We start from the raw sequence: 19850 nt of genomic DNA, 5'->3' as shown, positions 1-19850 counted from the left end.
ACGTACCGTTGCGAGCCCTTCAAATAGTCCCGCGTACTCGGCTGGAATTGATGCTTTATCCGAAAGCACAATGATTTGCAGTACTTCGGGACGCACATTGTGAGAGCTGACATTCTTCCAGAATTGCATCAACTCTAAACAGGGACCACATTCAAGTGAGACAAATAGGACGAGAGCCTCCCGATCTTTCAGAATTGCAGAAAAGTCTGTAGACAGCTGGCCAATATTCGCCGGCTCAGCGGGAAACAAATCGCCAGGGAGTAGATTCATCTGGGGCGGACCAACGCTCGGTGTCTGACCATCAACCGGAGTAAATGACTCATTGGGCGACGATTCCGATAACGCATTACCCAGGTAGACGCCCCCGGCAATACTGGCAATCGCAACCAGTAATCCTATTAAGACCTTTAACAGAAACGTACGATTGGAAGTACTAATAATCTACCTCTGAGGCACTCCTTACTTCCTATCCACAGCGACCAAAACCGCCCGGATCGTGGCGAGCGCGACCCAAGGCGGCAACTTGATCGCAGAATTGTTCACTCCACCAAAGCCCTATATCCACTGCCTTCAATATGTGACATACTGGTGCCACTTTTTGGCACTCCGAAATAGGAAATCTGCGCCTCAGAGTAGAATACTTTCCGACATGATAGCAGAGCACCTAGTATCTACACCATGAAGCACCCTCGCAATTCACTTGAGGTTTTCTGTGGTAGTCTGAACATTAGCCGTAAGCGCTCCACGCATTTAGAGTGGATCTCTGCGAATACGTCAAGAAGATGTGGGCACTCAATATGGGAGTCTTTGTGGCGATAAAGTCCTACAATTATGGTCAAGCCTCCCTTGATATCGGAAGTATACTGCTCCCCATTAGTGCGTAGCAGATGGGGAGCAGTATAACCTATCGGTAACCCCACCGTACACCAGATGAAATCAAAATAGGCGAGTACCTCGACCAAGTAAAGTGCCCTTTGAAGGCTCATTTTCGGCGAAAATGCATTAATGGCCATCAGATTCCCTGTTTTATTGTATAGAACCAACAAGATCAAAGAGTGGTAAATACAACGCCACGAGCAGGAAGGCGACCACAATCCCCAGGAGAATGATTATGATCGGCTCAATCAGACTGGTCAGTGTGGCAATTGAGGCTGTGGTCTCTTTCTCGTAAAAATCTGCGGCGCGAAGAAGTGATTGCCCAAGTTGTCCCGTCTTTTCGCCGGCTGCCACGAGGCGTAGTGCCGGTTTCGGAAAAGCAGCATGCGTAAGGAGCGAGTCATATAAGCTTTGTCCCGACATCAAATCGCCAGGGACCTCCAGGAGCAGGCGTTGCTGGATAAGATTACCACAACTTCGGGCCGCAACATCGGTTGCCAGCAGTATGTCCACGCCGGTTGTCAACAGGGAGCCGAGTGTGCGGCAATAACGCATGGTAACCAATTTGATTATCAGGTTTTTAAGGATCGGAATTTGAAGGAGCAGTCTGTGCCAATAGATTCGGGCCTGAGAAGACAACAGAAGTGATGGAACTATCGCGAGTATCATAACCAACAGGGTCGCCCACAGTAGTGCATACTCCCTAGCAGTTCGGCTCAGTTCCACGACGTTTGCGGTCAGCGCTGGTAACTGAGCACCAAAATTCGCATACATACTCTCAAAAACCGGGACAATATATACTACCAAGACAATGACGACCGCTACCGCTACCAACGAAACCAGCAACGGGTAGGCCATAGCTCCCCGAAGCTTCTTCATGGCGGTCTCCTGCTGTTCCCGGTAGCCCGCCAACCGGGTGAACGACTGCTCCAGCGTCCCTGACAATTCACCCGCTGACAACATACTGACATAAAGTGAATCAAAGATATCCGGGAATTGGGCGAATGCCTCGGCCACCGGTCGTCCCTGGCGAATCTTCTCCGACAGAGAAAACAGCACCTGTGACAAGAGCCGGTCACTCGTCCCTTCTCGCGCTAATTCCAGACTCTCAAGTACACTTATCCGATTCTCCAGCAGTAAGGCAATTTGGCGAGTAATGCGGGTGACCTCTGCGGATTTGAATAGCCGGATTACAAGTTTCTGGGGCAAGCTCAAAGCCGGAAAGGTCTGCTCCAGAGTGACCCCTCTCTGGAGCAATTTGACGGCCAGTTCAGCCTCAGATTGCGCTGACTCCTCCCCTGCCACTGGATTGCCATCCGGTAGGGTGCCGGTATACCGAAATCGTGCCATGCCGCTTTACAAATCCTTCCTAACTAACTATAATATAACCAAGGGGACGCGTCTGCGCCCGCATTTTTATGATACCGCTGTACCGCAATACCGACATTCAGCAAATGCTTCGTTCAAGGCATATTGTCGTTCAGGACAACCTTGAAAGAGATGTGCGAATTCTGATTGACGATCAGACTGACGTTGCCTTGCTCTCTTTTGCTCAATTTTGTGCCGGTGTGCAGGTTACAGTTGAAAGTGTCGTTGATGGCACATTGGAACAGCTCTCAAATTCCGCTCCTGAGGACAATGTGTCTACTAATGACCACTCTTCAGTCGGACGCACTGAGATAGTCGTGTCTGATTCAAAAGTTGTCCGACAGGTAGACGACCTCATAAGTGCAGCCATTGCCAGCAAGGCCTCGGACATTCATTTTGAACCTGGGGAACAGCATTTGGTTTGTCGTTTTCGAATCGACGGCATGCTGGTACAACGACAGATAATCGAGCGAGCACTTGTTCCCGAAGTGCTGTCCCGGCTGAAAATAATGGCCGGGCTCGATATCGCTGAACGACGCAGGCCCCAGGATGGCCGCATTCGCTTCCTTTTCGAGACCCGTCAAATTGACATTCGAGTCTCCGTCGTCCCGACTGAATTTGGCGAAAAGGCAGTCCTGAGACTTCTGGACAAGGCACAACTTCGCCTCGATTTGGCCGGATTGGGATTCGGTCCAAGCCAGCTCGCACTCTTCACCGAGAGAACATCGGTGGCCAACGGGATTGTCCTGGTAACCGGACCGACCGGTTCCGGAAAGACCACGACTTTATACGCCACTTTGACCCGGCTGAAGACTCCCCAGGTGAATATCTCGACTGTGGAAGACCCAATCGAGTATCATCTCCCCGGCATAAACCAGACCCAAGTGAAGCCGGAGATCGGACTGACTTTCTCTGCTATGTTACGTGCACTCCTGCGTCAGGACCCCAATATTATTATGGTCGGGGAGATCAGAGACGCCGAGACTTTGGAGATCGCGTTGCGCGCTTCAATGACTGGGCATTTGGTGCTTTCGACCATACATACCAATAGTGCTGTCGCAACCATCGCGAGGATGCTGGACATGGGTGCAGAGCCATCACTGCTTGGCTCAGCTCTGCGCCTGATTGTCGCCCAGCGATTGGTGCGACTCAACTGTCCGCACTGCAAACGGCAACGGGCCAATGAGGCCGAACTGGCCTTGGCAACTCGATTTGGGTACCAGTTTCACGGCACGGAAGCTGAGTCGATTGGATGCGACAAATGCAACCAGACTGGATTTGCCGGTCGTCAAGCGCTTTACGAGTTACTACCTATTACTGATAAAGTGCGTGACCTCATCCATTCTAAAGCGTCGGAATCAACACTCGTTGAGTATATGCGTACAAATGAACTTCCTACTCTCATGGACGCCGGCTATGAATTGGTCAGTCAAGGGCAAACGACTTTTGGCGAGGTAGTTCGAGAGATTAACTGCTGATAGGATACGTGCGATGCGACACTATGTAATTTTCGTGACTATTTGTGCAGTGCTGCTTGGCGCTTCCGTTCGGTCGGCAGAAATTGATTCACCAGACAGTCTTTCCCGGACCACTGATTCTGTCATTGCGGACTCCGCTCCAACACTGTTCCTCGCAGACTCAAGTATTCTCATTCCGAAACTTGACTTCAGTTCGGTTCCGTTGTATGAGGCGTTGACAGCGCTGGTCAGAACCTATAATCTGTCGGTCGCCATTGATTCCTCGGCAACCGGCGCGCTCACGCTACATCTTGTCAATGTGCGCTTAAACGATGCTCTCTATTACATCATCAAAGAATATCGGCTGTCATGGGAGAGAACAGGCGGCATCGTTAAGATCTTTCGGTCGAAGCCGCCTCCTGTGGCGCCGGCACCACTGAATGTCGCTTCCGAAAACGGCCTATTGTCCATTGATGTAGTCAATGCCGATATCGAGCGACTGGTGCGAGCTATCGAAGAAAAGGCGAAGCTGAACATTGTCGTCCAGGCAGGAACACGCGGTGGTGTGACTGGCAAACTCACGGCAGTCGAACCCGCGAGGGCGTTAGTGGCGCTTCTGGCGGCCAATGGCTTTAGCGTACAACATGTCGATAGTATCTACTATGTCGCGGCTTCCGCTGTCGAGACCAAGGGAAGAAACGGCATCATCACCAGTTCTGCTATCCGCTGTGACAGCGGTTTGGTGTCGGTAAATGTAATCAATACGCCGCTGAGCGACGCGATCAACACCATTGCGGCCAAGTGCCAAATCGGCATCATGGCGACCACCCCAATGGAAGGGACAATTACTTCATCATTTGAGAATCTCCCGTTGGAGCAGGCCCTCATTACGTTGCTTTGGAACACCAACTACACGTTCAGAGAGAATAATGGGACTGTTCTCATAGGAAACAGGGACTCGGAAGACCTCTTCGTCACTCAGTTAGTCAAACTCGACCATCTCACTGCCGGCACTATAGAGCCTCTCATTCCAGCAACGCTTACTAAGCAGGTCAGCATCAAGGTGGTGAAGGAGCATAATGGTCTGCTCCTCACCGGCCCTCGCCTCTCAATAGCCCGAGTCGAGGCGCTTATCGACGAAGTTGATGTCCCCACAGCACAGGTGCTGTTTGAAGTGCTGGTCGTCGAATTCCAGAACAGTGAAGCGAGTGACTTCAGGATTACTGCCACCAACTATACGACTGATGATGGCAAAAAGGACTATTTCCCTCAGGTAAATTTGAAGGCCAGCGGCAAGGATCTAAACGACGATCTCAACTCCTTGTCTCGCCATTTAGGAGTCTCGAACCTTGGCAAACTGCCCGACGACTTTTACGTTCAACTCAACTGGTTAGTCACTCAGGGCAAGGCTCGCATGCGTTCTCACCCTCAGATTGCAGCACTGAATGGACACTCAGCGTCGATCAGCATTGGTACCACGCAATACTACCTGCTCGAATCCAGTACAATCTACCCCTCTGACAATAGCAACCTCTCGACTCAGACCAGCCAGCGATTTGAGAAGATCGAGGCGGACATGAAGCTTGAAGTAACACCATTCGTCAACGATTCCGGCGACTTGATAGTCGAGGTAAAACCTGAGTTTAATAGTCCAGCGTTCGATTTTGATCCCGACATTCCGCCGACAATCAATCGTCGTGAACTCAATTCCACGGTGCGGCTCAAGAATGGCGAGACGATTGTGTTGGGTGGGTTGGTCACAGAAAACAAGTCTGAGACCATTCAAAAGCTCCCTATTCTCGGGTCCCTCCCTATACTCGGCCGACTCTTTCAGAATCGTTCGACCGACAATTCATCGCAGGAGCTGATGATCTATATCACGCCTCACGTTTATTTCGGTTCCGAAGGCTCAGTAGATTTGGAAAAGGTGCTTAAGAAGTAATGTCAGGTTCTTGGCATTCCCTCATACGTGTAGTCAAAGACACGCTCGTTCCACTGCCTGTTGGCTATTACCTGCTCATTCACTCTGATTGTCTTCAATTGCTTCGGATTGGTTATGGTACGAAGGTACTAATTGCGGATCAAGTTGGAAACGCCGATCACTTGGCCATCGAGACTTTTGTTGACAGCCTTCGAAAGACCGGCAAGTTGCCGGTTATTCCGATCGCCGTCCTCATCGATGGCCCGCGCTGCTTTGTTGCAGGTTGGCGAGACACCACATTTTCGCGCGAACAGATCGTACAGCACGCGACCTCGGTACGACACGAGGCGGCAGAGATCACTCAGACTTTGGCCGAATCTAATGGTACTCAGCTCTTTCTCATCCAGGGAATTCAACGCGATTTTCTCGATGCGCTGCGAAAAGTACTAAAGTCCCGAGATATCGCCACGCTCTTCATTGGGACGCTGGTAGGATATACACTCTTATCCAACCTCAAGAAATTCTCCCGGCAGCAATTTGCCGTGCTCTGCTCCTGGTCGGAACGCAAAGTAACTTTTGTTGGCATCAATCATAAGGGGGGGCTGTTTTCCGGTGCTTTCTTGTGCGGGGACACGAGGTCAATCGCCGAGAAATCGAATAATGTTGAACGGCTGTTTTCACACTCGGATGAAGAAGTCATCCCGGTGTCGACGTACTCGCCTATCTTGCAGACTCACAAACAGTCGTCGCAGGTGAATTGGCTTACTTCCAGACCAATGTTGGGCCGACCGGCATCGACACTGCAGTATTCACTGGCAAATTCGGCGACTGCACGGTTCCTGTATGTCGCACTCGGGAGTCTCAAGCTGCTTGATCTTATAGGCTGCAGTATTCTGATTGCCTTACTCGCATGGATTGGCTTTTCGGCTGCTTTCCTGTCATCAGATAAAACAGCGATTCGCAAGTATCAGCAGCTCTATTCGAATCACCTCCTGCTTCAGATTCAGGTCGACAGTCTTGCACGTCAGACAAGATTGACTGATGGAGGTAAGTTAGCCGAAAGATCCAGCGCCCTCCTGTCCGCACTCTGTCAGGAGACTGTGCCTGGCGCAACACTGACCGGTGTTCTGGTACGACCGCAGAATGACAGCGCTTACGCCGAAATCAGTGGAACTGCACAGGATGATGTTGCCGCCTTTGACTTGTTGGCGTCTATGCGCCGCACGTGTGCCCCCTGGGATATTCAGGTCAGTTCTATTCGCCCTGAGGCTATGATGCAGGATGGGCTACTTGATACCTTGATGGCCTTCAAGTTCACGGTCACACGAGGTGGTCAATGAATTCGGGACGAATCCTTGCAACGGCGCTGACTGCAGGTATGATAGTCGCAGTGGGAATTGGTTATTGCATTCACCTGACCGCGACGGCCAGTCTGGAGCAGTGGCAGCTACACCAAATTTCTGAATCAGCGCTGGCCGACAGCCAACAACTCGAACGACGGATCGAACAATTGACGGATTCTCTCAAGACTCTTCAGATTCTTACGCAATCCCGATCCGGCATCCCCCCCACTCTACAGCAAATTGAAGAACTTGCCTGGCAGCACAATCTGGACACCCGAAGAATTGAACGTGTCATGTTGACCGGACGTGACAGATTAACCTCTAACCCTTCCTATAATGTATCAATGGTCGGATCAGTGTTTGAGGCTGTGCCCTTTCTCCACGAGTTGGAGAATCAGTTTCAACTTCGGCTCAGTCAGGCAACTTTGCAGCGGACCAACCTCTCAGGGCAAACAGTTATTTTGTCTCTCTCTATTGAGGTCGCGGCGCCATGACCGCCAATCGAATCAAGAAAATCCTTCTCACCGCACTTGTGGCGGTAGCATTGTATATCTGGTGGGGAAACCTGCAGTTGCTCACATCGCAAAGTGTTGAAGAAGCTGCCATTGTTGAGCCGATACGGCCACCTGTCGACTCCAAACGGGCCCTTGTCTATCAGCCACCCAAGATTAACCCGTTTGTGTTGCGACAGGTAGAAGAGATAAACGAAGCCGACACACTCGAGGCGTTGCCATCTCCGGTAGTCCCGGAGTCTGCCCACGAAGTCTGGCAACTGGTCGGAATCGTGAAAACCAAGAAACGCTCAACCGCCGTGTTCAGCAACCATGAGGGGAAAACGACAGTGTGTGCTGTCGGAGACAGTCTCGGTAGGTGGGAAGTCCAGACGATTACCGATAAGTACACAATTGCATCTCAGGAGAATTGGCGTGATACGCTCTGGCTTCGCGGTATCGAGCGCAAGTAAGTCTGTCGGGACAGTCTTGGTGCCGGTTTTGGCAATCCTTCTGTTTCTGATGGTTACTTTCCTGGCGGTGCTCACCTATAGCTTGTCCCGCTACAGCCAGCATATCAAAGCTCGTAACCACCAAAGTGCGGAGCTGCTGGCTGAGGCAGGGATTCAGCGATTTCTGGCTACTGCGAGGTCCGATTCACTGTTGTGCAAAATAGGACCAGTGATAGCTCCCAATGGCGGAAATTTTGAAGTAGAGAGTTACCCCTGGGGAGCGAGTCTTCTCGTCAGTTCAATCGGAAGACAGGCCAACCAAAAAGTCACCGCCTTCGCTTTCCTGGGTACCAGCCCCTCCTCTCTATTCGATGCCGCCATCATTGTTTGCGATGAACGGTACCCGCTAATGGTTGCCGGGCACAGCAGTATTCGGGGTGACGTGCACACTGGCCCACAAGGGATGGCCAGCGGCCGAATTCAGGGCGAGGACATCACTTCCGAGTATTTCCATACAGGCGCAGTACGACAACACCAACAGCTTGAACCACCACATGTGGATACAACGTTGCTGCAAAGCTTCTACGCAGACCTGGCTCGTGTCCGACAACAGGTGGATAGGTTCATGCATGGCAGTCAGATTTGGAGGGGTGGCGAAAAACTCCCCTTCCAGGTTGGAGGGGTTGTCCAAATTGATGGTGACCTTGAGATAGACGGCCTGGCTATTGATCATCTCGATGTCGTCACGACCTTAATTGTCCAGGGAGGAGTAACCATCAAAGGTTCGACACGAATCCTGGGGCCGCTTCGAATTTGCAGTGATGGTCCCATTCTGCTGTGCGACTCGGCATTTGTCGATGCACTTCTCTTCACGCCGGATTCCATATTGCTGAAAGGACAAGCAACTCTGGCGGGGACGGCTCTGAGCAACGGACGAATTTCCATTACGGAGAAAGCTAATCTTCAATTCCCCGCTCTGCTACAGGTTCACTTGAACGACTCGACCGAAACTGATACCTGCGGGATCTGGATCGGAGGGAAAGGAACGCTCGAAGGAACGTGCTTCCTGTCATCGAACGGATTCTTACAGACTCTCAATGCCAAGATCTATCTCGATACTGGCTCTGTCTTTACCGGAGCTATCATGAGCGATGGCTACTCGGAACTGCGCGGACGGCTGAATGGAACGATCATCACCGAAGACTTTCTGTATGAACAGCCACTTAACACCTATATCAATTGGTTGAAGGACTGTCGCATCGACCGGAGGCAACTTGACTATCCGCCGGCGCTTCCGGTTCTGGGCAGGTCTGATGGTAGTCGTCTTCGACTAATACGACAGATGGTGGCGCGATGACACCACCCATAGCCAAGAGATTGAATCAACACGGAATGACCATTATTGAAGTGTTGGTCGCCGCGGCTGTCTTCATGATCGGGTTCTCGCTCCTAATAGCCTTGGTCAGCAATAGCACCGCCAAGTTCTCGACGAGGGAGTTGACCCTTGGGCGATATTTGGCGCAGCAAACAGTTACCCTTTCGCAAGCTAGATTGGATACTCTTTCTGGAGATACCACCGTACAGATGTCTGGATTACAGTTCAGCGTGGCCAGACGCATCGAACTGGACGGCCGGTTGGCCAAAGTCCATGTGACTGTCACCCGAACCAAAACCGGCTCTTTATTGGCCGATTTCTATGGTGAATATGCGTTATCTTACAAACCATAAAGGAATGACCCTCACTGAACTCCTGGTTGCTATGGCAATCTCGGGGGTCGTGTTGGTTGCGATCGTCTCGGCAACTATCTTTCTCCAGCGCTACCTGGCAGGGTGGGAGAAGCAGGATATCCTCTCCGAAGAACTGGCCTTTCTCGCCGGAGAACTGGAGAAGTCCGCCGTCCAGGCGTCTGACATTGGCCAGTTTCAGGACAGCTTGGTGATTAATACTAGCGGTCGGCAAATCACCTATAGCTGGAAAGACGGCATCTTCATGCGGAACGGTATCCGCTTCGGGCGCTCCGGTGTGTCCGTGACAGCCTTGGCTCTTCACGAATTCGGATTGCGAACAGCACAGGCAGATAGTATCTTATCCACAAATGGAATAACAGACCCACACGGTCTGTACCGACTGAGAATTGTAGTGACCTCTCGGGGAGAAAAGAGCGACTCTCTGATTAGCATCCTGAGGAACGACCATGTATACTTCAAACTTTCCTCTCATTAACAAACCACAACGTGCCCGGAAAGTACTTCGGCGCAATCAGCGTGGCTTTTCGCTGGTCGAACTGCTGATCGTATTAGTAATCATTGGCATTTTGGCCGGGATTGCCATCCCGATGTACATGAGTTCAACAACTAAAGCAAAGCAGACCGAAGCCAAGGAACTGCTCCATCAGATATATCTGATGGAGCGTTCGCATTTCCAGAACAACGACCGCTACTGGATCCCGGCCGCCGGATTCGCCGCGAGTAAAGATAATCCTTATGCCTTTGACAGCATCGGAGTCGAGATCATGAAGTCAGCTCGTTATACTTACGAAATCACCGGCGATCTGGATCACTTCACGGCCATGGCAACTGCTGAACGCCTCGACGACGATCCGGCAATTGACAAGTGGCAAATTGACCAGACGGGAGAACTCAAGGCCATTATCGATGACGCAATTACGCGATAATCCTTCCTCACTTCATATTTATGACTTCAATTGGTAGCAAATCATTGAGCGTTCTTTTGTACCAGAGTGCTGCTCACCCTTATAGAGGAGCATCTGTCTCACTCGAATCTAGGATATTCGAAACTACTACCAGGAAAACTTGGGAGAGCCCACCCTCGCGCAACGCTCACACGCATTCAGGAAGAAGCAATGCAGGATGCAGCCAGTGCGCGAGCTAAGCGGCTGTACCAGGCAGAGCAGCGCAAGGAGCAACGGGCGGTTGTACGGCTCCCTCCCGGGCTGCTACGGCAAGCCCAGCTACTGAATGTTCGCAACAGACAAGCCGATGCTGGGACCAGAAGAGTCACCTCTCCCACCGGGCCACGGTCCGGGCTGTACAACCGATTTGGAAGGCATGGTCACGCTGAGCCAAGGATCTGCCGGCAGAGATTCTCACACAAGGAATGGCGGTGCTGGGCCACCCTTTAGGTACAGCGGCTTATAAGAAGCCCAACATACAGGTAGGGCGCTGGAGACCACGGGCCCGACCCGAAACGTTCCATGGTGGGCGAGGTTCACTAATAGCTCCCGCCACCTACAGCCAATACGATTGTCGGTCATACCGTATTCACGATGATATCACAAAACTCTTTGTATACCATCGTCATCTCCGCTATGATTCCGTCAACAAGCACATGCCCAAACTTTAATAAATCTCTCTATCTCTCATTCCAGAATTTATACCCTGCTGTTAATATGGTCAGAAAAACAATGGTACGAAGCTGTACAGGTCTCAATTCCTCGGGACTATGAATGACAATATACCAATGTAATGCTGCCAATAAGACAAGAACTCCGTACCCGACAACCCTCATACGTGATCCAAAATTATGCTCTATCAGCATCTGGCGTTCAATCACTCGTTCTTTCGTGCCAACCGTCAACAACGCGAACTTTCCGATCAATGCCCCCTGACACAGTCCAATGATCGGCAACGAACCCCACGTGGACAGTAACATCGTTCCACGCCACTCCTGAAACCACATGTAAATGTACCAACCTACTATGAAACATAAAGAGCCAAGTTGCCCCCTCGTCACTTTCTTGAGTTTTTCTTTCTGATGTGTAGGATTATTCATGTTGTCAAATCGCTAGTAAATGTAGTTTGTGGAAGTTGCATCTGGAAAATTCGTATAAGGGACGTAAAAGCTCTGTCCCCTGAGAAGAGACTTCGGATCAAATATCTGAATGGATGTACTCATCGAATTAATCGCAGCTTGGCCGATTTCGCTGTTGTTTACTACCATCTCACCCGGACACCGTGACAGAAGTTCCATACCCCTTTCACCTGCTCTTGTCGTAACCTCGGCGGCAGCATCTATTGCCACATGACTGCCTTCTTGGATCTTATTAACTCTATTTGCAGTTGTAACATACTTTTGAACGCTTGGTTTTCTAGAGAGTGCTCGGTCCATCTGTGAAGGTGGAAGATCCTCAAGATCGGCAGGCGATAACCCAACTTCCTTCATTCGTTTCTTAGCAGACTTTGAAAGCTCATCTTCTGCCTTCTGCTTAGCCTTGTCAGCAGTATCATCGACAGTCTCTTTGGCCCGATTCGAAATCCACTTCATTGCAAATCCAAAAGCAATAGAAGTACCTGCTTTGTTGATGTAATCTCCTATTGGCTTCACCTTTCCGTCGCCAAGATCTTTCAAATACTCGCTCGCCGTATCAACTAATGATGTTGCTACTATTTTCGCTCCATCCTTGACACCTTTCATTCTTCCTATTCCTACTGTGGCAACATTCGTGACGTAGTTGATCGCCAAGTCTCTGAGTGTCCAATCAGGAAGCTTTCCGGTTGTAAAAGCCTCAATGCCGTAATCCGCTGCAGTCCAAAGTGCGGCGGCCACAAACCATGCTAAGTTTCCGTCACGGTCGGTTGTGGAAATCGGATTATTCCCGCCGTATACGTATCCACTTGCAAACTGGCCTGCCGCATCGATCGACGAGAACTGCCCAAGCGCGGGATCGTAATAACGGGCACCGAAATAGTGGAAGTTGAATCCGCCATGCTGATCATGCTCTTTACTTGAAAACTTGAATGCGGTCGGATAGTTTCCCCACGATTGTTGCATTTCTCCAAACGGATAGTAATTGTAGTATTCTGCCACCTGCGGCGCTTGTTTCGGCACTCCCTTAACAACAAGCCTAGTGGAACCTACATTGTCTGCCACAAAGTAGTAAAGTAGCGAGTCCTTATTCTGATAGTAGCTGGCAATTCGTCCCGATGAACCATTGACAAACATATCAATCACTTTGTCAGTTTGGTCAAAAGTAGCCAGTAGGACACCGCCATCATACAGATAAAACGTTGCAGCAGCCGCAGTATAAAGACACTGGCTAGGAATTGACGAATTTGTCCCTTCTCCGGATGTAGAGGTATCGTTGACGAGCAGAGTGCCAAGCGTGTCCTGACTCTCAGTCAGGGATATGGTCTCGCCGCCCATTCCCTGTAGCTCCAATCCGCCGTCCGGGCCTGGGCAATCAGCCCAGAAATTGTAGCTGTATCCTTTCTTGATTCGTTGCCCGGTTTCATCGTATACGCAAACTACGTTGGTTTGCGCGCCTCCGGGGATGTTCGGCGCGGAATAGCTGTTGACCAGCAAATTGCGGTAGTCGTAAATCAGATTGTTGACCCCCCTAGAGACATCGGACGTAAGATTGCCTAGCACATCAAAGGTCCTGGTACTTGCCGATCCAGTGATCCAAAGTAGCTTTGATGAACCGGGAGAGGAATCGTATGTGTAGTCTGTTGCACCTGAGCCCCCGGCAATCTGTCTAACACGCTGTCCGAGAGTATTGTAGTTATAGGCCCGATCTGAATTGCTCCCTCCTGCAGTATCGTCTGCGTTCGTGAGCCACCCAAGATCGTTGTAAGTGTACTTCCATAGGTGTTGTATGGGCGACACCCCTGCAGAGTTTGCTGTGGTAATGGAACGAACCCTCCCATTGTAATAGCCTACCTGAATTGAATCTGGAAAGTAGCTAAACTTCATTCCAAAATGATCGCTGGATCCGCTCATGCTCGCCGAGACACCTGAAGGGTCATTGATCGCCTCAAGCCAGCCCGTAGGAGTGTATCGATAGTCGAGCGTCTGGACAGTGTCATGGCGCAGTGTGTCACCGTATGAGTCATAGCGTCCCAAGACTACCTGGCGAAATGAACCGTCAGGGTTGTAGTTGTAGGTTACATAGGTGAGCGTATCCTCACTAGGCAACCCGTCAAGCAGCGACGCCTTCCGAATGGACTGAAGTCTCCCCAGCGCATCATAGGTGTAATTGAATGCTCTCCACGACGTTGAAGACGCAGAGTCCGTATAGACCACCAACTTCCGGATATTTCCGTCCGGATGGTAGAAATGCCGGATGATCTTTTTCTTGCCAACTGCACCCTGTGGTAGTTTTACAACTTCTTCATCGTAGTTCTCGTTTGGGAAGAATCTGTAGTTGCGATAGTAGAGAGTATCACCACTCTCAACCCTCACCAGCCTGCCGGGGGCCACTATTGCGGCGCCTGTTCCCCGCTTGTAGTAATCGTAGAACCACCGGTAGGCAACGGTAGATTGACTACTTGGGGCATTTGGGTCATCGGCTTTCGACTGGCTGAAAAGGGTGTCCGAGACCAAGCCCTCTTCCACTTTTCTTCCCAACTTATCGTACTTGAAATAGACTGCTTTGTGCTCGGCAAGTCGCTTGTCATTCTGCATGAAGCGCAGATTGCCCGACCTGTCGTATAGCATACGAATTTGGCCGTAGTCAACCTTCCAGGTCCAGTCATTCTGACCAATAGCGTTCTGGTGACTTGAATCCAGCGAGACAATAGATGCCCCCGTGTTGAACTTCGTTACTGACAGTCGTGTTGGTAGATCTCGTTCTGTGGACACAGATATCCACTGTTCATTGCCTAGCGAGTCTTCAAAGCGTTGGCGTTTCAATTCGTAGCGACCCCAATGGTCTGCAATCCCTTCAGATACCACGCTGTCGGGATCAATTGTGCGACTGAAACTACGCAGAGTGTCGGCAGTTGAACCGTCAACACCATATAGAATCTTTGTTGGGCGAGTCGATGCAATCTGCAGTGTTGCACCTGCTCTCCCTAAGCTGTCGACGCGTGACCTGGTACGCTTGCTGTATGCTGACTCGACATATGGATACCCTTCACAATTGGGTCCCTCATTTGCCGTATCGCTGTAGAAGTGGCGCACTTCAGTGACTGCCTCTTCGAACGGCGAATAATCATCCAATGCACTCGGTGCAATAAGGTCATGGTAGGCTTTGAACGATTTTACCGTCTGCCCTCTTGCATTTACTGTAGATATCCCGGAGACTGTTGTACGCTCCTGCGAATTAATCGAATCTCGAACACGTGCCTGCAGTAATCTTCCCCACGGATCGTAGAAAGACACACTACTCAAGGTATCTTTACTTTCGCCAAAGGTATATGTACGCACGTATTCCGGTGAATCAGGGTCGTAGTACGGTCGAAAATATGAGAGTGCTACGACCAGATCCCAGTCGGGGTCTGGCGACCGCATATTACCATTTGACTCCACATCGACAATGATTCTCAGCGCATCGCCCGGCAGTACAGTTAACGTGCCTGTGGCATTCTGATAGCAGTCCGTCAGACAAGTAAAGTTACGTATCACTGTACCGTTATGCAGTAAGGCTGCCTGAATCCGTCTGTCGGCGTAACCCTCTTCGGCGTGAACGCTCCATGCAATCGTCTGTGCGCTATCCATAAATATCGTCGTGTCTTTTCTTCCAGTCTCAGGATAGTGTTGCTCCACCTTGAGCTCGATGGAATCACGCCAGATCGTGTTGCTATACTCAAAAGCAGACAACTTCTTTCCCCGAGCATCCAATGCCTCCTTCGTTCTGCCAAACCGGTCAAGGTTAGTGGTCGCAGGAAGATTGTCTGAGCCGGCAGCTACCATGCATAAGCCACTGTCCAAGTCAATCCACTTAGTTGACACGCTCGCCCTGTACGGATGGAATCGAAGATCATCAAAGACAGCATAGTCTCCTGTCACAGCAGAACCATCATCCGCAAGCACGACCTGGAATCTTAGCTTTGTGAAGCAGGTGCTCCCCGGCGCCATCTGATCATGTAAGTCAAACAATCCTTCAATTCTTGTCCACTGACCACCACCGAATTTGGCACTGTCGAAGGTAAGGTACTTATAGCCACCGGAGCAGGTCTGGCCAGCATCATCCATGCAAAAGCAGAACACCAAGACAGCGTGATTTGCCTTGGCCCAACCTGAAAAAAAGTACATGCTGTCAGTCAGATCGGCCCTCGAAATGATCCGGGATGGTCCCCAATTCTTTTCAATTGTGGAAGGGTTGTCCAGTATTTTGAAAGCCTTGTAGCCTGAGTGAACAACGGTGTCGCCTACGAAATAAGCGTACGCTCCAGTACCAATCGACCAGTTGTCCCAGTTAGAAGGCTGTTCGAAGTCCTGTACAACGAATTCTTCTGGTCGAGCGTTTAATACTGTCGTCGTTGCATATGTCCCGTTGGCCGCGTATTTCGATGCCTCATAAGTTCCGTCAGTACTGACTCGGCATATAACATTGCCATACTCATCAAATGCTCCACTAGTCGGGTAAGAGCCAGTGGAAATCCCGGAACCGGTGTTCGGATCTCGCCAAACGAAGCTTTCGTTTGGCCGCCAGCTACCATTCTTCAACCACGTCGTACTGTCTCTATTGAGTAAGGTGTACGAGCTGTCCACGGCCCTCAAGTATGATTTACGGCTGATAACCGTCGAAAGCGCATTGTCCGACTTGAAAACTGCGGAATCTCCGCCATGAATTCCGTATTGTATGGAATCGATCAGCCAAGTTCCCGCTGGCACATATCGCCTCCAGGTCGCAGTGATTTGGCCACTGAATGAGTCATAATGAAACCGCATATCGCTAGGTAGACTATCCTGGATCGCATGAGTCGAGTCAACCACCATTCGTTCTACATCAGGTAGTGTGTCGAAAGGTCTTACCACTGAGAAATATGAGATGCTGGTATCCTGGCACCTCGCTTCTGAGTCACCCACTGTAAAGGCATGGCTAAGGTATTCTACGCCGTCCAGCGAGTACCCTCCGTTGTCAACTCCGAATCGACTGGCGTCCGCCAGATTGAGCATGTTGCGCGGAATTTTAGACCAGACTCCCGGATCAATAAAACGCGCTGAATCAATATCGTTGTAATAATAGTGATAGGTGTATGCTTCCGGATAGGTGCCGTCATAAGGCAGCGTCACTCGCACTTTCCCAAAATTCATGTTGCGAGCGGAGGCATCCAGGAGTCCTGCATAATAGTTGTACTGCTGCCTCACCGGGTTCGGGTCCCCGATATACCTGTAGCTTCTTACTTCACTGACTACCATGGCCTCCGGTTTGCCATTAAACAGCGTGTCTACCAGTTTATGGGCGAAGACATCTTTCCATGGTTGGCAGGTTTGGCCGAGACCAGGATCAATATCTTTGATGTATCGCATCTCTCTATAGAAATTGTCTGGAAGGCAATAGAATTGTGCGCGTCGCGCCGGAGTGCTATAACACACACTCCCACTTAACTGCAGCGTGTCTATCTTGCGAGTTATGGCGCTGGTGCCTTTGTAGTAAGATTTGTAACTTCGGAGCCAAATATCGGGATCTTGGGCATACACGATATAATCATCAGTGGCTCCAATTTCGGCCACATCTTGGCTGAACCAATATGTGTCGTCCCATGCGCCATTGCCAGCATATCGTTTGACATAATTGGAAGAGTACACTTCACGCGGATAGGCAATGCTGTACATTTCTCCATTTGCAAATGGTCGTGCATGATCCGGAAGTACAGGAACTGTATCGTCAATCGCCCAACCGGTGTCGCGCCACTCGAATATCTTGGCGCCACCTGGAGACAATTGCTGATACAGGTAGTGGTTACTCCCGGAGAACAGCTTCGTTTCACTTGTCCCTTGGTCCGGAAGACTCTTCATAACCCAGGTCGTTCCGTCAGTAGAGGCGAATCCTGAATAGTAATGTAAAGGATAGTCAAACCCTCTTTCCACAAATGAATAGGCTATTCCATTCGCAGTGGCCGATACATTTTGCAGTGTCGTGCTATCAGGGTATGGCGCCAAAGTCTGTAATGCCCAGGAGGTGCCAGACCAGTCCGCAATGTAGAGTGAATCGACGTTTCCAAATGCAAAGTAAGAAGAACCAGAAGCATGAGTAGGCCCCGGATCGAATGCCATTGGTCCATCCTCAACGTCCACTGTATCGGTCACGAGCTGCTGTAAAGAGTAGTTGTACCCGCCCAAGACATATGAAACGTCAGAAAAAGACTCCGTTCTGAGGATAAATCGATCACTGTCAAATTCGTACCCATCTTCTGGAATAAAATACCCACTCCCCACCCAGACCCTTTTCCACACTCTTCCATCCCATCTAAAGTAATGTGCCGTCTGCAAATGTCGGTGGTTATAATGGTCATCCCAACTTCCCGTCAGGTACAGAAAGCTATTCTTGCCTGGCACAATGACTGGAACATTTGTCGTGCCTACACGGTCTACTCGTGGCCAAATAGTATCAACCACCGTTTCATCTCGCCAGTAGCCATCCATCCATCGCTTCAGGATTATCCTGTTGCTGTCCGCAGGGCAGAACGCAAACCAACCGTCCGGCGAAACAGCCGGTATGGAGCCCTGTAACATGTTGACAGACCATGGCATCGAGTCGATATGCCAGTAACCATCCCAGCGGCCATAAAGTACAGGGCGAGCACCATAGAGATCTCTTTGCAGAAACTGATTGTCGCTCACGAAAATGCTGCTGAGATCTCCCTGCGTTCCAAAGTCATAATGTGCCGAATCTACGACTTGCATGTCCAGTTGACTGTAGTTCTCACTTTCGTGCAGTGCTGAATAGTGGATGCTCTTGAAGCTACCGCTCGGGTAGTAGATGCGACGAATAGAGCCAATGACAGAAGAAGCTGAATCGGTAACATACTCGAATCTGATTGCTGGCATATTCTGTGTGGCGTCGCCAGACTGCTGTGTTATGCCGGTAAGAAGCAATTTCTTTAAGGCTGATCCGCGCTCCGGATTCAAATACCCAAAATCGAATTTAAGACGCGATGAAACCACTTCTGAAGCGCTCAACACGCGGATTTCTGCTAAATGCTTCTTGTGATAGAATTCGTAGTTATTGGAACCGTAAAAGGATTGAACATCGCTCCTGGGGGACGAATAGAGAAATAACAATCCTGCGCCATCTGGGGCCCCAATGTATTCAACGTAAGATGCCTGAGTATACCTATGTATTGAAGTGTCGGAGACACCGTTATTGTTCACTCGAAGGTGAGCTCGCTCCTGAAGGTAACTAAATGTCAGTACATTTTTGCTCTCCACATCGGAAACTGTTTTGAGGTCCCACTGAAATGCATAAGGTTCGTCTGATGGAGTGATCCCGGTGCCGACATAGTTCCCGTAAAAGAGAATATTTCTTGTCGCATTCCAGGTAGAACTTGCGGTAGTATAGTCACCGAAGCGTAATAGCGAAGCATCCGGAAGTTTTATCGTCCAGCCAATAACCTGAGTGATGCCATGTACATTGCCGTGATGTCTGACGATGACCCAAGGTCTGGCATCTTGTAGAATGTACGATGAATCATCAAGCGGCGTCAGAGGTATCTTATTATTATTCTCAATAAGGAAATAGAAATCATCTGAGATGTCCGTCGTTCCCCTTTGATCGGATAGTATTGAAGGAATCCCCATCGAAAAGCCAAGGCCAAATGGAGAGGCCTGTGCCAGACGATTCTCTTCCTTCGCAATTCGTGATACATTCCCGTCATAGTCCAACGCTAACGAAATGCCGATTCCTCCCCTTCCTGAAAGAGCGCAGAGTGGAAATGACTCCTTGTGTTGACCGGTAAAGTTGTCCACCGTGCCGGCCGGAGTAGCTCCCGCACCAGCGTCAAAAACTGACTTAAACTCACTTGCCGAAGTTGCTCCATAGTTGATGGATGCCGCTGTCCCGACGATTGAATACTTGACTTCCTGTCCGAAGGCACCGATAGCCAAGCCAATCGTCAGCAACACTACCGATATCCAGGTTGACGCTTGCGACTTCATACATACCCCTGCTATTTGTGTCAGAAATTTTCGTCAATCACAAATTCAGCAAAAAAAGAACCCGTCTATGTTGGACAAGTCTGCCAAAGCTTTACTT

Annotated in this window: 11 protein-coding genes; 9 read left to right on the top strand and 2 right to left on the bottom strand. The window is 50.2% G+C overall.

The genetic code is table 11. From position 1 onward, the window contains the following. Positions 1–1026: 1026 nt before the first annotated feature. A complete protein-coding gene (locus IPH75_14710; protein ID MBK7143323.1) occupies positions 1027–2226 on the bottom strand; it encodes a type II secretion system F family protein in 1200 nt (399 codons plus the stop codon). Between the two features lie 104 nt (positions 2227–2330). On the opposite strand from IPH75_14710, the gene IPH75_14705 reads away from it, so the two are divergent. The 9 genes from IPH75_14705 (at position 2331) to IPH75_14665 (ending at position 10583) form a co-directional block, all read left to right on the top strand. Beyond that, on the top strand, positions 2331–3722 hold the full coding sequence (locus tag IPH75_14705) for a type II/IV secretion system protein (GenBank protein MBK7143322.1): 1392 nt from the start codon (positions 2331–2333) through the stop codon (positions 3720–3722). Between the two features lie 13 nt (positions 3723–3735). Further along, a complete protein-coding gene (locus tag IPH75_14700; GenBank protein MBK7143321.1) occupies positions 3736–5643 on the top strand; it encodes a hypothetical protein in 1908 nt (635 codons plus the stop codon). Positions 5644–5804: 161 nt separating this feature from the next. Then, a complete protein-coding gene (locus IPH75_14695) occupies positions 5805–6962 on the top strand; it encodes a hypothetical protein (GenBank protein ID MBK7143320.1) in 1158 nt (385 codons plus the stop codon). Then, positions 6959–7459 carry a hypothetical protein gene (locus IPH75_14690; GenBank protein ID MBK7143319.1) on the top strand — a complete coding sequence of 167 codons (501 nt, stop codon included), beginning with the start codon at positions 6959–6961 and terminating at the stop codon, positions 7457–7459. Before IPH75_14695 ends, IPH75_14690 begins: the two co-directional genes overlap by 4 nt. Then, the gene (locus tag IPH75_14685; protein MBK7143318.1) at positions 7456–7929 is read left to right on the top strand and encodes a hypothetical protein; all 474 of its coding nucleotides are present in this window, start codon (positions 7456–7458) and stop codon (positions 7927–7929) included. Before IPH75_14690 ends, IPH75_14685 begins: the two co-directional genes overlap by 4 nt. Next, a complete protein-coding gene (locus IPH75_14680) occupies positions 7892–9265 on the top strand; it encodes a hypothetical protein (GenBank protein ID MBK7143317.1) in 1374 nt (457 codons plus the stop codon). The genes IPH75_14685 and IPH75_14680 overlap by 38 nt, the downstream gene beginning before the upstream one ends. A gap of 35 nt (positions 9266–9300) precedes the next feature. After that, positions 9301–9636 (top strand): hypothetical protein, encoded by a 336-nt coding sequence (locus tag IPH75_14675; GenBank protein ID MBK7143316.1) that lies wholly within the window; start codon positions 9301–9303, stop codon positions 9634–9636. Continuing rightward, entirely contained in the window at positions 9614–10132 is a 519-nt protein-coding gene (locus IPH75_14670) for a prepilin-type N-terminal cleavage/methylation domain-containing protein (GenBank protein MBK7143315.1), read from the top strand. The genes IPH75_14675 and IPH75_14670 overlap by 23 nt, the downstream gene beginning before the upstream one ends. Next, positions 10104–10583, top strand: a complete 480-nt coding sequence (locus IPH75_14665) for a prepilin-type N-terminal cleavage/methylation domain-containing protein (protein MBK7143314.1) — start codon at positions 10104–10106, stop codon at positions 10581–10583. Before IPH75_14670 ends, IPH75_14665 begins: the two co-directional genes overlap by 29 nt. 1130 nt (positions 10584–11713) lie before the next feature. On the opposite strand, the gene IPH75_14660 is transcribed toward IPH75_14665, so the two are convergent. After that, on the bottom strand, positions 11714–19753 hold the full coding sequence (locus tag IPH75_14660) for an RHS repeat-associated core domain-containing protein (protein ID MBK7143313.1): 8040 nt from the start codon (positions 19751–19753) through the stop codon (positions 11714–11716). Between the last annotated feature and the right edge of the window lie 97 nt (positions 19754–19850).

Source organism: bacterium (assembly GCA_016708025.1).
Lineage (GTDB): Bacteria > Zixibacteria > MSB-5A5 > GN15 > FEB-12 > FEB-12.
The sequence above is the reverse complement of the archived record's forward strand: the minus strand, read 5'-3'. Positions and strand labels throughout refer to the sequence as shown.

Coding starts and splice junctions, on each gene's coding strand:
- IPH75_14690 (MBK7143319.1), top strand. CDS start 6,959: ATGAATTCGGGACGAATCCTTGCAACGGCGCTGACTGCAGGTATGATA.
- IPH75_14670 (MBK7143315.1), top strand. CDS start 9,614: ATGCGTTATCTTACAAACCATAAAGGAATGACCCTCACTGAACTCCTG.
- IPH75_14660 (MBK7143313.1), bottom strand. CDS start 19,753: ATGAAGTCGCAAGCGTCAACCTGGATATCGGTAGTGTTGCTGACGATT.
- IPH75_14710 (MBK7143323.1), bottom strand. CDS start 2,226: ATGGCACGATTTCGGTATACCGGCACCCTACCGGATGGCAATCCAGTG.
- IPH75_14665 (MBK7143314.1), top strand. CDS start 10,104: ATGTATACTTCAAACTTTCCTCTCATTAACAAACCACAACGTGCCCGG.
- IPH75_14685 (MBK7143318.1), top strand. CDS start 7,456: ATGACCGCCAATCGAATCAAGAAAATCCTTCTCACCGCACTTGTGGCG.
- IPH75_14700 (MBK7143321.1), top strand. CDS start 3,736: ATGCGACACTATGTAATTTTCGTGACTATTTGTGCAGTGCTGCTTGGC.
- IPH75_14705 (MBK7143322.1), top strand. CDS start 2,331: ATGCTTCGTTCAAGGCATATTGTCGTTCAGGACAACCTTGAAAGAGAT.
- IPH75_14675 (MBK7143316.1), top strand. CDS start 9,301: ATGACCATTATTGAAGTGTTGGTCGCCGCGGCTGTCTTCATGATCGGG.